At 32.0% G+C, this 15033-nt stretch carries 16 protein-coding genes; 8 read left to right on the plus strand and 8 right to left on the minus strand.

The window, feature by feature from the left end; genetic code table 11:
- The first annotated feature begins 53 nt into the window (after nucleotides 1–53).
- Entirely contained in the window at nucleotides 54–1241 is a 1188-nt protein-coding gene (locus ACN0WI_RS02050; RefSeq protein WP_417884945.1) for an efflux RND transporter periplasmic adaptor subunit, read from the plus strand.
- Between the two features lie 5 nt (nucleotides 1242–1246).
- Entirely contained in the window at nucleotides 1247–1672 is a 426-nt protein-coding gene (locus ACN0WI_RS02055) for a Fur family transcriptional regulator (RefSeq protein WP_417884946.1), read from the plus strand.
- A gap of 74 nt (nucleotides 1673–1746) precedes the next feature.
- Here the strand turns inward: ACN0WI_RS02055 and ACN0WI_RS02060 are convergent, their stop codons facing one another.
- The 6 genes from ACN0WI_RS02060 to ACN0WI_RS02085 all read right to left on the minus strand — a co-directional run bounded on the left by ACN0WI_RS02060 (nucleotide 1747) and on the right by ACN0WI_RS02085 (nucleotide 7265).
- Complete coding sequence (locus ACN0WI_RS02060) at nucleotides 1747–3387, minus strand: carboxylesterase/lipase family protein (protein WP_417884947.1); 1641 nt, start codon at nucleotides 3385–3387, stop codon at nucleotides 1747–1749.
- 104 nt (nucleotides 3388–3491) lie between these two features.
- On the minus strand, nucleotides 3492–3713 hold the full coding sequence (locus tag ACN0WI_RS02065) for a hypothetical protein (RefSeq protein ID WP_417884948.1): 222 nt from the start codon (nucleotides 3711–3713) through the stop codon (nucleotides 3492–3494).
- A 22-nt stretch (nucleotides 3714–3735) separates the two neighbouring features.
- A complete protein-coding gene (locus ACN0WI_RS02070; RefSeq protein WP_417884949.1) occupies nucleotides 3736–4470 on the minus strand; it encodes an SDR family oxidoreductase in 735 nt (244 codons plus the stop codon).
- 847 nt (nucleotides 4471–5317) lie between these two features.
- Nucleotides 5318–5704 (minus strand): acyl-CoA thioesterase, encoded by a 387-nt coding sequence (locus tag ACN0WI_RS02075; RefSeq protein WP_417884950.1) that lies wholly within the window; start codon nucleotides 5702–5704, stop codon nucleotides 5318–5320.
- Nucleotides 5682–6230, minus strand: a complete 549-nt coding sequence (locus ACN0WI_RS02080; RefSeq protein WP_417884951.1) for a PAS domain-containing protein — start codon at nucleotides 6228–6230, stop codon at nucleotides 5682–5684. Before ACN0WI_RS02080 ends, ACN0WI_RS02075 begins: the two co-directional genes overlap by 23 nt.
- Before the next feature lie 132 nt (nucleotides 6231–6362).
- Nucleotides 6363–7265 carry a YihY/virulence factor BrkB family protein gene (locus ACN0WI_RS02085; RefSeq protein WP_417884952.1) on the minus strand — a complete coding sequence of 301 codons (903 nt, stop codon included), beginning with the start codon at nucleotides 7263–7265 and terminating at the stop codon, nucleotides 6363–6365.
- Between the two features lie 143 nt (nucleotides 7266–7408).
- On the opposite strand from ACN0WI_RS02085, the gene ACN0WI_RS02090 reads away from it, so the two are divergent.
- A complete protein-coding gene (locus ACN0WI_RS02090) occupies nucleotides 7409–8257 on the plus strand; it encodes a universal stress protein (protein WP_417884953.1) in 849 nt (282 codons plus the stop codon).
- Here the strand turns inward: ACN0WI_RS02090 and ACN0WI_RS02095 are convergent.
- The gene (locus ACN0WI_RS02095; protein ID WP_417884954.1) at nucleotides 8232–9278 is read right to left on the minus strand and encodes a flavin-containing monooxygenase; all 1047 of its coding nucleotides are present in this window, start codon (nucleotides 9276–9278) and stop codon (nucleotides 8232–8234) included. The two genes, ACN0WI_RS02090 and ACN0WI_RS02095, sit on opposite strands and share 26 nt — an antisense overlap.
- Before the next feature lie 153 nt (nucleotides 9279–9431).
- On the opposite strand from ACN0WI_RS02095, the gene ACN0WI_RS02100 reads away from it, so the two are divergent.
- The 4 genes from ACN0WI_RS02100 (at nucleotide 9432) to ACN0WI_RS02115 (ending at nucleotide 12972) form a co-directional block, all read left to right on the plus strand.
- Complete coding sequence (locus ACN0WI_RS02100) at nucleotides 9432–11168, plus strand: beta-N-acetylhexosaminidase (protein WP_417884955.1); 1737 nt, start codon at nucleotides 9432–9434, stop codon at nucleotides 11166–11168.
- A 3-nt stretch (nucleotides 11169–11171) separates the two neighbouring features.
- Nucleotides 11172–11945 (plus strand): creatininase family protein, encoded by a 774-nt coding sequence (locus tag ACN0WI_RS02105; protein ID WP_417884956.1) that lies wholly within the window; start codon nucleotides 11172–11174, stop codon nucleotides 11943–11945.
- A gap of 95 nt (nucleotides 11946–12040) precedes the next feature.
- A complete protein-coding gene (locus ACN0WI_RS02110; protein WP_417885096.1) occupies nucleotides 12041–12280 on the plus strand; it encodes a CidA/LrgA family protein in 240 nt (79 codons plus the stop codon).
- Nucleotides 12277–12972 carry an LrgB family protein gene (locus tag ACN0WI_RS02115; RefSeq protein WP_417884957.1) on the plus strand — a complete coding sequence of 232 codons (696 nt, stop codon included), beginning with the start codon at nucleotides 12277–12279 and terminating at the stop codon, nucleotides 12970–12972. Before ACN0WI_RS02110 ends, ACN0WI_RS02115 begins: the two co-directional genes overlap by 4 nt.
- Nucleotides 12973–13021: 49 nt before the next feature.
- Here the strand turns inward: ACN0WI_RS02115 and ACN0WI_RS02120 are convergent, their stop codons facing one another.
- A complete protein-coding gene (locus ACN0WI_RS02120; RefSeq protein ID WP_417884958.1) occupies nucleotides 13022–13678 on the minus strand; it encodes a hypothetical protein in 657 nt (218 codons plus the stop codon).
- 154 nt (nucleotides 13679–13832) lie between these two features.
- Here ACN0WI_RS02120 and ACN0WI_RS02125 point away from each other — a divergent pair, with 154 nt between their 5' ends.
- Nucleotides 13833–15023, plus strand: coding sequence for a GAF domain-containing sensor histidine kinase (locus ACN0WI_RS02125; RefSeq protein ID WP_417884959.1), 1191 nt, complete (start codon nucleotides 13833–13835; stop codon nucleotides 15021–15023).
- Nucleotides 15024–15033 lie beyond the last annotated feature (10 nt).

Raw genomic sequence — 15033 nt, forward strand, 5'->3', positions numbered from 1 at the left:
GAGATCCAAGTTTCTTAAAGTCAATTTAATAAATCGAAATTAAAAGAATTACAATGAAAATATATTCAATACTAATTATGCTGTTTTTTGGTTTTTTAGCAGCTTGTGCTAATCAGCAATCTAAAAAAGAAAATCATCAAGATGCAGACACCGAGGAAAATCATCATGGTCATTCAGCAGAACAAAAAGGAGTAGAAATTACCGAATGCCAATTTAAGGCTTTAGCTATAAAAATAGGAAATCCGGAAATGCGAAATATGTCTGGAACTGTAAAAGCTAACGGCCAATTAGAAGTGCCGCCACAAAATGAAGCTTCGGTAACCACAGTGTATGGAGCAACTATAAATAGCATCGAAGTAATTGAAGGCCATCAAGTAAAAAAAGGACAAATTTTAGCCTATATCTCTCATCCTGATATTGTTGATATTCAGACTCGTTTTATAAATGCTTTTAATCAATATAAGTTAAAAGAAAAAGAATATGCTCGCCAGAAGAAATTGTATGATGCCGGTGTTGCTTCCGGAGAAAAATTTCAGTTAACAGAAACTGAATTTCAGAATTCGAAAGAAACAATGAATGGTTTAAAAGCACAATTACGCTTGCTTAGTATTAATCCAAATCGAATAGTAAAAGGAAATATTTATCAGCAAGTTCCTATTCTGAGTCCAATTAATGGGGCAGTTGAGAAAGTAAATATTAAAACAGGTCAGTATGTTGAAGCGCAAACTAAACTTTTTGAAATTATTAATACTAAAGATGTTCATGCTGATTTAATGGTTTTTGAAAAAGACATTGAAAATGTAGAAAACAGGCAAACTGTATTGCTAAGTTTAAAATCGAGACCCGATTTAGAAATGAAAGCAACCATAATTTCAGTAGGTCAGGTATTTGAAGAAGATCCAAAAGCAATACACATTCACGCAGAAATTGATGATAAACCTAAAAATTTAATTCCAGGAATGTATCTTACCGGTAAGATCATTACCAAAAATAATGAAATACAGGCATTTCCTAAAGAAAGTGTTTTTAGCGAAAATGGCCGAACTTTTGTTTTTAAAGCACAAAAAAATAAGGATGATTGGCATTTTATTCCGTGGGAAGTGAAGAGCGGAATAGAGGATGGTAAGTGGATAAATGTTACCTTTATGGACCAACCAGAAAAAGACACGAAATTTGCTTTAAATAATGCTTATTATTTACAAGCTGAAATGAATAAAGGAGAAGGAGGGCATCATCACTAATCGCTATGAAAGAAATTGAAGCTATTTTAAAGAATAAAGAAATTCGACCAACCGCTGTACGTTTGTTGGTCTATAAATTTATGGCAGAAGAATCTTTAGCGATGAGTTTAAGTGATATTGAATCCGCTTTCGATAAAACTGAGCGTACTACGCTTTTTAGAAGTTTAAAATTGTTTGAAGAAAAAGGATTAGTCCATAAAATTGAAGATGGAACCGGTGTTGCAAAATTTGCATTACAAACCGACGGAAAAGATAGTGTGAGTGATAAATTGCATTTACATTTTCATTGTTCTTGTTGTGGGGAAACACAGTGTCTAACCAATCAAACCATTCCAAACATAAATTTGCCAAAAGGCTTTAAAGCAACGGATGCCAATTTGGTAGTAAAAGGTTTGTGTGATAAGTGTTCATGTAAAGTATCCATAAAATAGATTGAAAACACTAATGTAAGTAAACAAAAAATCCTCTTTGTTAGAGGATTTTTTGTTTGAGGCAGAAACAGGTTTTATTTATTAGAAAACTGTTTATCTAAAAACAAAAAGCGCTCATCGTTCTTAGCATTTTCAGTTTTAGATGTAGTATTTAAAATCATTACAGATGGAGTATTATCATCTGCCTTTACTTTTGGCCATTCTGGCAAACCTTCCGTATTCGGGTTTCCGGTTTTAATAAAGTTGGCTAAGTATTGTTGAATAGTTTCTGAAGTTTTATAATCATCCTTTGTCCAAGAATATTCTTTGTTTCGATCTAGATTTCCTAAAAAGTATTCTATTTCTGAAGCATGCGAAGCTCCAATTGGTTTTGGAGTTTCAGGGGCATTTTCATCCTTTTCTTTAGTTCCACCGGCAAGCCCAGGTTGTTTCGATTTGTCTTTTAATTCTGGTCTAATTTTACTGAATAAATATCGATATACAGGTTGGTCTGAATTTTTTCGATGAAGGTCGAACCATTTCCAAGTACTATACACTATAAAACGATCGGAAGCTAATTTTGTTGCCGATAATTTTGCTTCGTCTTTATTAGAGTGGGGGTATAGATTTAAAACTTCTTTATAGTTTTTAGGGTAGATTTCTTTTACCTTTTTAATGAAGTTTTCTTTAGAGTATTCTAAACCTTGCATGATTGCCATTCCTGGAATTTCAGCAGAATTCCATCCTACTAATAAAGGAACTTGTGCTTGTTCTTTAGCTTCAAATATTTCAGGAAGAGATTTTGGTAAAAAGTAATTATCGATAACCGTAGGAAAATTTAATTTTCCTTTATTTTGATATAGTTTAAAAATAGAGTCGGTGCTCATAGCTCTTAGTTCAGCAAGTGATTTAGCACCAACTTTTTCAGCAAAATCAAGTCCGTTTTGTTCAGCTTCTTTTAATGAAACCGGTGAAAGCGTAGGATTAATAGAAGCGCCACTTTCACCAATGGCACCATTAATTAAATCTTTTGAAAGTGGAGATGCCATTTGTGCACTAACTGAGATGGAGCCAGCAGATTCTCCGGCAATAGTAACTTTATTAGGATCGCCACCAAAGGCAGCGATGTTATTTTGTACCCATTCTAAAGCCTTTTGCTGATCTAATAAGCCGTAATTTCCGGATGCTTCGTATGGAGCTTCTTTGCTTAACTCTGGATGCGCCATGAATCCAAACACATTTAGCCGATAATTTACAGTAACCGAAACAATGCCTTTTTTAGCCATAGTTTCACCATCATATCGAGGTTCTGAAGCATCTCCAGCTACAAAACCACCACCGTAAAAATAAACAAGTACAGGAAGTTTCTCTTCAGATGTGGTTTTAGGTGTCCATACGTTTAAGTATAGGCAATCTTCGCTCATTCCGTTAGAACGAGATCTCATATCGCCAAACACATTGGCTTGTACAGGTTTACTTTTAAATTCATTAGTTTGTAAGGTGTCACTCCAATTTTTTACATCTTGAGGAGCTTTCCAGCGTAAATCGCCAACGGGTGGCTGTGCAAAAGGAATTCCAAGATATTTTTTTATTGAATGATCTTTATTAGTCACTCCCATTATAGCTCCATTTTCAGTTTTTACAACTAGATTTGTCGCTGAAGAAGAAACATTCTGAGGGTTATTTTTGCAGGATGCTAATGCTAATGCTGCTAAAAAGATAATTATTTTTTTCATTACGATTAAAATTTAAGATAAATATACTAATCATTGTTTAAAAAGTAAGCATAAAAAAAGCCGGAGTTTATCCAGCTTTTAAATTTTATAAATAAAATAAGAAATTATACTACAATTTTCTTTTCCCCTTCAATTTCGTGGTGATTGTTACTAATATCCTCCTGACTTTTTAAGCGCTTTAAAAGTTTATAACCTAAATATGCGCCTCCTGCAGCAACTCCTACTCCTAAACCTATAATTCCTCCTTTAGCTATTATTTTTTTTCCTGCTTTTGCGGCTAATAAGCCTGCAATCCATTTTGCTGTGGATTCTATTTTATTATTCATAAATTTAAATTTTAAGTGTTTTTTATTGTTTATTTGTTGGTTTTATTAATAATTCGTTCACGTTTACATTTTCAGGTTGATTAAGAGCGTATAGAACTGCATCTGCAATGTTATTTGCATTTAATTTTGGCTCGTCTTCGTTATCGTAATCTTTATCGTTTAACAATTCCTCATCGGTTATACTATCTCTTAAATTAGTATCTACTGTTCCCGGTTCAATACAAGTCACTCTAATATTATAATCTGGAGAAAGTTCCATTCGCATAGCTTTTGATAAGGCAATAATTGCAGATTTAGAAGCGCCATAAATTGCTCCACCTTTATAGAACTCTTTCCCATCTACAGAGGAAATATTAATTATATGTCCTTGTTTATTGCTTATCATACTCGGTAAAGCAGCATGAATACAACGTAAGCAACCTTTCACATTAACTTCTATGGTTTGTAGCCATTCATCTAGATGTCTATTTTTTAAATAGGTAAGTGGCATTACACCAGCTGAGTTTATTAAAATATCTATTTTTCCAAATGCAACTCGTGCTTTTTTAAAGGCTTTTGCTACACTTTCAGTTTGGCTAACATCCACTTCCACAACAATGCTTTCTCCAACAAGTTCATTTTTTAATGCATTCAATTTTTTAAGATCCCTGCTTGCAAGGATGACTTTGCATCCAGTTTCAGAAAGTTTTTTAGCGATAGCTTTTCCTATACCGCTACTGGCACCGGTAATAAAAGCCACTCGATTATTTATATTCATAGTGTGTCGTTAATTCTTAAAAAGATAAGTAAATAAAATACACTTAAATTTTACGCCAATAGGCTCTTAATCTTTTAATAATACTTCGTTAAACAATATTTTTATGTTTTGTAATATTTTGATGATAAGTTTTTTATATGTTTTTGTTATTATAAATAATATTCTGGATAGTGAATAGAAAGAAGATAAATAGTAATGTACTTTTAGTATAAAAAGCAGTTTCTTTATGGGAAAAGTAGAAGTTGAAACAAATAACTATCCGTATAGTACTATAGCTGAGAATTAGCGAACGTTACAGTTTTATTAGGTGTTGGAGATGAATTGTACCAAAATTGCTTATTTTTTGAAAACCATTTTTTTCTAATACTTTGGCAGAGGCTAAATTTTCTTTAGCACAGTAGGCAATAAGCTCTGTTGCTTTTTTGTATTTTAAAAGTAGTTAATTAGTAGTTTTACAGTTTCGCTAGCATAACCTTTATTTCAATATAATTTATCGAATGAAGAACTAATTTCGAAGCGGTAGGATTGGTTTTTGAAACCTTTAATTAGCAAAGTGCCAATTAATTTTTTATCCGATTTTTGAATAATTGCTAATCTATGTTTATAAACTAAGTTTGTTTCGTTTTTTTATTCTACAATCATTAAGGAGGTATCTTCAATTTTTTACATCGGAGCTGAGCCGCGAAATTTTATCACTTCTTTATAAGAATAGATTTCAAAAAGGCGGTTTTTGTCGGTGGGAAGTAAATGCCGAATTTTAAGGCGTACAGATCCCAAAATAAAATCAATATTTAATAGTTTCGAAACCCTATAAATTTCAATCGAAAATCTTTATTTCTAGATGTAATTATATCGCTAACGGAACTGGTTTTTTGTTTTCATCTAATGCAACAAAAGTGAACTCTCCTTTTACCGCTTTTTCCCTATTTTGAGAATACATTTGCTCTACATAGATTTCAACTTGAACTTTGAGACTGGTTCTTCCTACTTTAGTGACAGTTCCTTTTAATTCTATAAAAGTACCGGAAGCAATAGGTTTATGGAAATCGATACGATCACTGCTAACAGTTACCATACATTGCCGGCTGAAGCGAGTTGCAGTTATAAATGCGACTTCATCCATCATTTGCATGGCGGTGCCTCCAAAAAGCGTATCGTAATGGTTGGTGGTATTTGGAAAAACAGCTTTAAATAAGCTAGTTTTCGAATTTTTAATTCTTTCTTCTAGGTTCATAAACTTCTTTTTCTAGTGCTAAAAAATGAGCGATATTTCCGGATTTATTTTTAAGCGGAAAAATATCGATTTTGCATAAATAGGCTTCTTTGTTTTTACGGTAATTGAGTAATATTCCGGAAAATAGTTTGTTTTTTGAGATATTTTGGCGGATTAGCTTTTTATCGGCAGCTGATGTGTGTTCACCTTGTAAAAAGCTAGGTTTTTTCCCTAAAGCATAGCTAACAGGATATCCGGTCATTTTAGTAAAAGCTTTATTAGCCCAACATATTTTTTGATTTTTTTCGGTAAGAATTAAGGTCTCGTAATCGTTTTGTAAAATAGATTCTATAGAGACATCCCATTCGTGTTTTTTTGCCAAGGATTGTAAGGCTTTAACTTCTTGTTGGCGACGATTTATTTTTTTTAACTCGTCGGTATGGCAACTATGAATATCGCAACTTTGAAGTGGATGAAGCTTTTGAGTTGTGGATTCTCGTTTTATTTTTAATTTAGGATTACTTAAAATAATATCTAAAGAAATCATATTCAGTAGTTGTGTTTTAGTAATGTATTTAAATCTTAAAAAATCAAATTTAAATATATAGACAAATACAAAAGTAGTATAATGTAATTAATAAAATAACTGGTTTTGTGCTAAAAGTTGGAACACTACTTTTTAATTATTATTCTTTTTTCCTTTTTTAATTATTAAATAATCTACAATTTCAGTATTAATTTCAGCACCTAATAAAATTATAAAGCAGGTAATATATAGCCAAAGTAATAACACAACAACTGCAGATATAGATCCATACACTTCGCCATAATTTCCGAAGTTGCTAACATAATAGGAAAAACCTATAGAAGCTATTAACCATACAATTGTTGAAAATATAGCACCTGGGATAACCCATCGAGTTTTAGGCTTTTCTCTAGCGGGAGCAAATTTATAAACTAAACATAAAAAAAAGCTAACTAAAATAGCTAAAATTACCCAACGTAGCCAACTAATTAAATCGGCTAAAACATCGGGTAATCCAATATTGTGCACAATAGCAGGAAAGCCTACTATTAAAACCATACTTAAAATTAACATTGCAAAACCACCAATTGTAAAAGCAATAGCCATAGCATATTGCTTAAATATGTTATGGTCTTTCTCAGTGTCATAAGCAATATCTACTCCAATTAACAATCCGTTGGTCCCTTTATTTGCACTCCAGATACTTATTAAAACTCCAAAAATGGCACCGAAGCTAAATTTATTATTATTGGCTTCTAGAAAAATTTGAATACGTTCTTGAAGAACTTGAAAAGCTTGTTTTGGCATCATAGAAGCAAGTTCTTGTAGTTGCTTTTCTACTTCTTGAGCGTCTGTAGTCCATCCATAAATAGAAATGATAACCATTATAGTTGGGAAAATTGCTAAAAAGGCATAAAAAGCAACACCGGCAGAAACAATACTTACTTTATCAGCTCCAATTTCATTTTTCACCTGTTTTATAACTTCAAACCATTCTTTTGGATTGAGCTCAAAAGGTTGTTGAATCGTCTTAGTATCAATATCTTCTCGAATCATAAAAAATAGCTGGTAAATAATGTGAAAATTTACTGTAAATAGCTAAAAATCTATACAAAAAGCTTGTTAATATTAAAAAAACGAATCAATAGAAACTTTTTTTCTAGTTATAACGTTTGTATTTTTATAGAAAATTTGAAGATATGAAAACCGTACTTTTACCAACTGATTTTTCTGAAAATAGTTTTAATGCTATAAGTTATGCAGTACAGCTTTTTGAAAAATCGAAGACTAAGTTTATTTTATTAAACACACTTTATAATGCTGATTTTATTATTTACAGTAGCTTATATGGTGTGTATAAAGACAATTCAATTAAGAATCTTTCTAGATTTTTAGAACGAATTAAAAAGGAATATCCTAATGATAAGCATGAGTTTGAATTAGTATCTTCTTTTAAAATGCTTCATGAAGAAATTAAAGATCGCGTAGCCGAAAAATCTATAGATCTTATCGTTATGGGGACAGAGGGAGCTCAAGGAGGAAGTGAGTTACTTTTTGGAACACACACTGTGCATGCTATTAAAGTAGCTAAATGCCCATTATTAGCTATCCCTTCAGGATCTACCTTTGAAAAGCCAAGTGAGATTTTATTTCCAAGTGATTTAAAATTAAATTTTTCAGAATATAATCTAGATTTTCTAAAAGAAATTGTCGACCATTTTCAATCTAAAGTACATCTTTTAAATGTGAATTTAGGAAGCGAGTTAACTCAAGAACAAACAGCTTCTAAAGATAGTTTATTACAATTTTTTGAGGAAAACGGAAGTAATTTTATTCAAGAGAGTAAAGGAAGCGTTATGGATGCTTTGCAAGATTACCGTACTAAAAATGCAAGCCAGTTATTAGTAATGGTAAAAAATAAACACACATTTATTGAAAAATTATTGTTTAGCTCGTTAGTTCATGAAGTAGCATATTATGTAAAAGAGCCATTTTTGGTATTACCTTCTGAAAATTATATAGTTAATAATCAGGATCAGGATGAATAGCTTTTGCTAAAAATTCGGCATCTTTTTTTAGTCCGCCTAAGGTTGCAGATCCTCGAGTATATAACCAAGGCAGGCCAATAAAATAAAGTCCTTTAATGGTACTAATGCCTCGTTTATGTTTTGGGTAACCGTCTTTGGTAGTTTGTAAACCTTCAATCCAATCAAAATTAGGTAGGTAGCCGGTTGCCCAAACAATATTCCGGACATCTTTTAAGGTCTCTTTTTCAGTAATTATAACATCTTTTTCAGCATCAAGTGATTTTCCTACCGGAATCACATTTTTTCGCTTCAAAATACCTTTTACATCGGTGCCAATAATTGGTTGTTTAGAGTTACTAATTTTGCATCCAATCCAAGAATCTCTACTAAAACTTAAGAATCCTGTTTTAGTAAACCACCACCATAATGTTTTTCCTAAAATTTCCTGAGGTAGTACTTTTACATCAGTAGTTCCGGAAAAGTAAGTAGTACAGTTGGTTTCTGAAATTTCATCTAGAATTTGAAAACCAGAATCTCCCGCTCCTACAACCAAAGTAGGCCCTTCTTGAAGTTGGGAAGGGTTTTTATAAAAATTACTATGAATTTGAAGGATTTCAGAATTCACTTTTTTATAAAACGGTGGCGTATATGGAACATGAAAAGGTCCGGTGGCAACAATTACATTTTTAGCCTGTAAAGTACCTTTCTTGGTTTCAATAGTAAAAATATTTTTTTCCTTTGCAATTTTTATAACGAGTGTTTCTAATTGTAAGGGGAAATCAAACTTTTTAGCATACTTTTTAAAATAATCGGCCACTTCAGTTTTAGAAGGGTAATGCCCTTTTTTTGAGGGAAATTCAAAACCGGGTAAGTTATTAAATTCAGAAGGGGTAAATAATCGTAAAGAGTCCCAGCGGTTTAACCAAGAAGCACCAATTTCTTTCTCTTTATCGATAATAATGAAATTATATCCTAGTTTTTTAAGATAGTATCCCATAGATAAACCTGCCTGAGCACCTCCAACAATAACAAAATCCTTCATAGTCTGTTTTTTACAAAAATAAAATTAACCAATAAATATACATGCAATAGGTTGTAAACTTTAGCCGTTTATTTAGAATAATAACTAAACATTATTAGTAATTTTGATTTCCGAACGGCATTATTGCTAAACGACTACTAACCAATTCGAATCATGAAGAACTACTTTTTTTTATTTCTTTTCTTATCGTTTTTAGCCTGTAAAAAAGATTATGATAATCCGCGTATTAATCAATTAAGCCGCATTGATAATAAAGCAGAAACGTATAGCATAATTCCTAAGCCAGTCCAATTAGATAAATATAAAGGGCGATTTTTAGTTAATGATAGCACACAAATTTATGCATACGATAGCTTACAAAACGAAGCTAAGTTAGCCAAAGAATATTTAGGAGGTTTGCCCAAAATAACTGCTATTCCTGAAAATCCTGAAGCATTAAAATATGGGATAATTCTTAAAATAAACGATTCTTTACAACATGAAGATGCTTACCATTTAAGCATACAAACCAATAATATTAAAATTGAAGGGAAATCGGCTGAAGCTGTTTTTTACGGAATACAAAGCTTACGCCAATTGGTGCCTTTGAAAAAGAATAGAGCAAAAAAAGCTGAAATCGTTAATAAAGAATTAGCACTTACCACTAATAAATTTAGTGAAGCAGAAATTTTAATTCCTGCTGTAGAAATTTCAGATTATCCAAGATTCTCGTATAGAGGTATGCATTTAGATGTTGCTAGACATATGTTTCCAGTTTCATTTATAAAAAGGTATATCGATATGATAGCGCTTCATAAAATGAATACTTTTCATTGGCACTTAACGGATGATCAGGGCTGGAGAATTGAAATAAAAAAATACCCAAAACTTACAGAAGTAGGAGCAAAGCGTAAAGAAACAATAGTAGGTAAAAATTTTGATCCCTATAAAGGAGATGAAAAAGAGTATGGCGGTTTTTACACACAAGAACAAATTAAAGAAATTGTAGCCTATGCTAAAACTAAGCATGTTACGATAATTCCGGAAATAGAACTTCCCGGACATTCTCGCGCAGCTTTAGCAGCTTATCCGGAATTGGGAAATAGAACAGGGCCTTATACTGTAGCTACAAAATGGGGTGTTTTTGAACAAATTTACGCACCAAAGGAAGCGACGTTTACATTTTTAGAAAATGTGCTAAGCGAGGTAGCTGAATTATTTCCGGGAAAATACATTCATATAGGAGGCGATGAGGTTCCTAAAAAAGAATGGAAAGAAAGCAAACAGGCACAGCAGTTTATGAAAGAGCACAACCTTAAAGATGCAAATGCACTCCAAAGTTATTTTGTACAGCGCATAGAGAAATTCTTGAATGGAAGGGGGAAACAAATTATTGGTTGGGATGAAATTTTAGAAGGAGGTATTGCTCCAAATGCAACTATTATGTCTTGGAGAGGAACTAAAGGGGGGATTGAGGCTGCCAAGCAAAAGCATGATGTTATAATGACGCCTAACCAAGTATTATATTTTGATCATTATCAAGGAAATCCTAATACAGAGCCTTTAGCTATTGGTGGACATACTTCTGTTTTTGATGTTTATAATTACAATCCAATTCCAGAAAGCTTAAACCAAGAAGAAAGCAATTATATTTTAGGAGCACAAGCAAATGTTTGGACAGAATATATTGATAGTCCAGAAAAAGTTGAGTATATGGTGTTACCAAGAATGAGTGCGCTTGCCGAGGTTGTTTGGACGCCAAAAAACAAAAAGGACTGGTTCAATTTCTTAAAAAGATTGCCTTCGTTAGAAGCAAGATTTGATAATTTAAGTTTAAATTATTCGAAAAATCTGCCAACCGATATTGATTTAAAAAAAGCAGAAGAATTACAGAAAAATCCAAAATCGTAAAATATGGCTACGGATTGTAGGCCTTTTGTACTAGCAGAGACCACTTGGAAAAATATAAAACAACAAGATTTTGAAATTGCAGTATTGCCTTGGGGCGCAACAGAAGCACATAATTACCATCTGCCTTACGGAACCGATAATATAATCGGGGATGGTATAGGAATAGATTCGTGTGAAAAAACATGGCAAAAAGGAGCAAAAGCGCTTCTATTACCCACCATTCCATTTGGTATTAATACCGGGCAAATGGATATTAAATTTTGCATGAATATTAATCCAAGTACACAATATGCTATTCTAAAAGATACTGTAACCGTACTTCAAAACCATGGCATTAAAAAATTTGTAATCCTTAATGCTCACGGAGGGAATAATTTTAAATCTCATATTAGAGAATTAAGTATTGATTTCCCAGAGGTGTTTACCTGTTGTATTAATTGGTTTACCAGTGTAAACCCGAACGATTATTTTGATGATCCTGGAGGGCATGCTGGAGAATTAGAAACTTCGATGGTTTTACATTATCGTCCTGAACTTGTTCTACCATTATCTGAAGCAGGAGATGGAATAGCAAAACAATTTAAATTAAAAGGCCTAAAAGAAGGCTGGGTAACTGCACAACGGCAATGGACTAAAGTAACCCAAGATACCGGAATAGGAAATCCAAAGCAAGCTAGTGCAGCTAAAGGAAAGGTATATACCGAAGCGGTATCCGATAGAATTGCTGAATTTTTAACTGAATTACATAATACAGCTATAGAAGATTTATACGAGTAATGTTAAAATCCTTATTAATAATATTTACGTTTTTGTTTATTGGAGAATCTATTCATTATCTGTTTTCTGTCCCACTTGCAGGTAATATAATAGGGATGTTGCTTATCTTTTTCTCGCTATATTTTAAAATTATAAAATTGAAAGATGTAAAACCTGCATCTGATGTTTTAATCAAATATATGGTTGTCTTTTTTATTCCGTATGGAGTAGGGTTAATGGTATATGTAGATATGATTAAGGAAATCTGGCTTCCAATAACTGTGGCCACTATTTTTAGTTTACTTCTGTGTTTATATGTAACGGGATTTGTGATGCAAAAATTCAGTAAAAAATGAAAGAACTTTTTTCATTACCCATATTTGGGGTAACAGTAACTCTTTTAGCGTACTTTTTTTCAGGTCAGATAAAGAAACGTTTTGACTATATAATATTTAATAGAGTTATTGTTTCTTCAGTAATTATCATAGGAATATTAGTACTATTAAATATCGATTTTGAAGATTATAATAAAGGAGCTAATTATATAAGTTTCTTTTTAGGGCCTTCAGTTGTTGCATTAGGAGTCTTCTTTTATGAAAAGTTTGAAGAGATGAAACAGCATTTAAAAGTATTTCTAATAGCTGTTTTTTCTGGAGCTATTGTTGGTATGCTATCAGTAACTGTTATATTAATCCTTTTTTCCGTTCCTGAAGTTATTACACGTTCTTTAATTGCAAAATCGGTTACAACTCCTATTGCTATAGAAATAGCAAAAATCACAAAAGGAATTCCAGAAATTACAGCAGGTATTGTTATGATAACCGGAGTTTTAGGGAATGCTGTAGGAGTGTATTTTTTGAATTTACTGGGCATACACGATAAGAAGGCTATAGGTACAGCTTTAGGAGTTTCTGCCCATGGCATAGGTACTGCAAGAGCTTTTGAAGTAAGCCATATTTCGGGTGCATATAGTGGCTTAGCAATGTGTATAAATGGAGTTATTACAGCTATGTTAGCACCGTATGTTTTAATGTGGTTGTTACCATAATAAAAAGCCACTTATAAGTGGCTTTTTTTAAGCTTTATAAAAAATGTGATTACTCTTTTACTTCTATAGTATCAGGTTTTTGGCTATATTGTAAAGAATCATCACTTATATAGCTAGCTTCAACATTCCCATTTGGAGTATCGGTAATCATATCTTCCAAAATATCGGCAGCATCTTCAAAGAAATTTTGGATATCTTCATTCTCATAATTAATTTCTTTAGATTTTGATACTTCAGCTAAATCCTCTTTAAGATCTGCAATGGATCCCGCTAAATTTTCAAAATTATCTTTTTGTAGTAGCTCTAACTGATTTGTTAAAAGCCCGGCTTGATGCTTAAAATTATCAATTTTAATTTCAGAACCTTTGGACGTATTTTCAGCTAAACTGTCTAATTCCTCATTAGGTATGGTTTTTAAATCTTCAGATTTTTCCTGAACAGCTGCTATTAATTTATGTAGCGCATCTTTAGAATTAATTTTTTCCGTTTGCTCATTGTCCATATCCATATCCCTTTCGATATACGTTAAGTATTCTGCGGTAGCATTTGTTGGATATTGATTGTCTGTATTTTCTTTTGGTTCGTATTGCTCTAATTTATCTAATCCTGCATCATTATTTTTTTCATTTTTACAAGATGTAAAAGCAAGCACTCCTGCACTTGCAAAAATTAAAGCCGTAAATTTTATAGCGCTCTTTTTTTTCATAGTAATGGATTAGTTTATTTCTAATATAAATATACGACTGGTTGGTTATTTTAATGAAATAATACATTATAAACCTTTGTTAATAAGAATCTTCGTATTTAATTAGTATATTAACAAAGTGAATTATAATATTTTTGTTAGTTAATTATAAATAATGAAAATTTCCAAAGAATCATTAGAGGCAGAGTTCAAGCGAATTGAAGCTGTTGCTGAGTTTGCAATAGATTATTCAAGTTCAGATCAATATTTTCAGAATATTACTAATCTAGCTTCTATGATTACGGGAGCGCAAATTTCTCTTGTTAATATTTTAGATTCTTATTGGCAATGGTCCATTGCAGCAAAAGGACTTCCTGTTGGCGTTATGAAACGAGAGCAGTCTATTTGCCAATACACCATTCATCATGAATCTTATGAGGTTAAAAACTTTAGAGAAGACGATAAATATGATGTTCCTTTAGAAGAAGCCATTCATTATTATTTTGGAGTGCCACTAATTACAGATAATGGAGAGTCAATAGGAGCATTATGTGTATTAGATGAAGTTGAACATGAAATGTCAACAGGGGATAAAGAGCTCTTAAAAATTTTAGCAAAAGAGATTGTTGAAAAGTTAGAATTGCTTAAAAAAAACGCAAAAATTAATTCTAGTTTTCACAAACTTTTATCAAGTCAGCGAGAACTTGCTTACGATTTAAGAGGACCTGCAACCAATATTTTAGGTTTAAGTAAGTTGTCTGAAGATGAGAAAGAAGTAGAGAACTTAAAAAACTATTTACAATTATGTGGACAAACTAGTTCAGAGATGCTTGATTTACTTTCTGTTATTCTAAATAAACAAGAAAATAATTTATTTTATAAGAGCAAAGGCAAAACTAGTTTGGTTATTTTGAAGGAAAAATTACTGAATTTATTTTCGGTACAGGCCAAAGCTGAACAAGTAGATTTAGATATATTATTAATTCCTGGTAATAACGAAATCAAATTTTTTAATCGCTATGTATTTCAGATTGTAGGTAATATCATTTCCTATTCTATACGCTCAAGTCCTAAAAAAAGCAAAGTAAATGTTTTTTTATCTTTGAAGAATAGTGAGGTTTCAGACCAAGTATATTTAATAGTTGAAGTTAAGGATATCGGAGAAGCCTTGCCTGAGGAGAATATATCAGCAATTCTAGAATCTGAATTAACTCAAGTTTCGATAGATACAATTAGCCGCCAAGGTTTTGGTTTAGGCTTAAAGCTTGTAAATCATTTAGTGAAAAAGGTTAAAGGCGGATTTACTATTACTTCTGAAAAAAATAATGGTAATTTTTATAGTTTAAAGTTAACATGCGACTTATAAGCATAAGCTA

The organism is Zunongwangia sp. (genome assembly GCF_048269745.1).
Taxonomy (GTDB): Bacteria; Bacteroidota; Bacteroidia; order Flavobacteriales; family Flavobacteriaceae; genus Zunongwangia.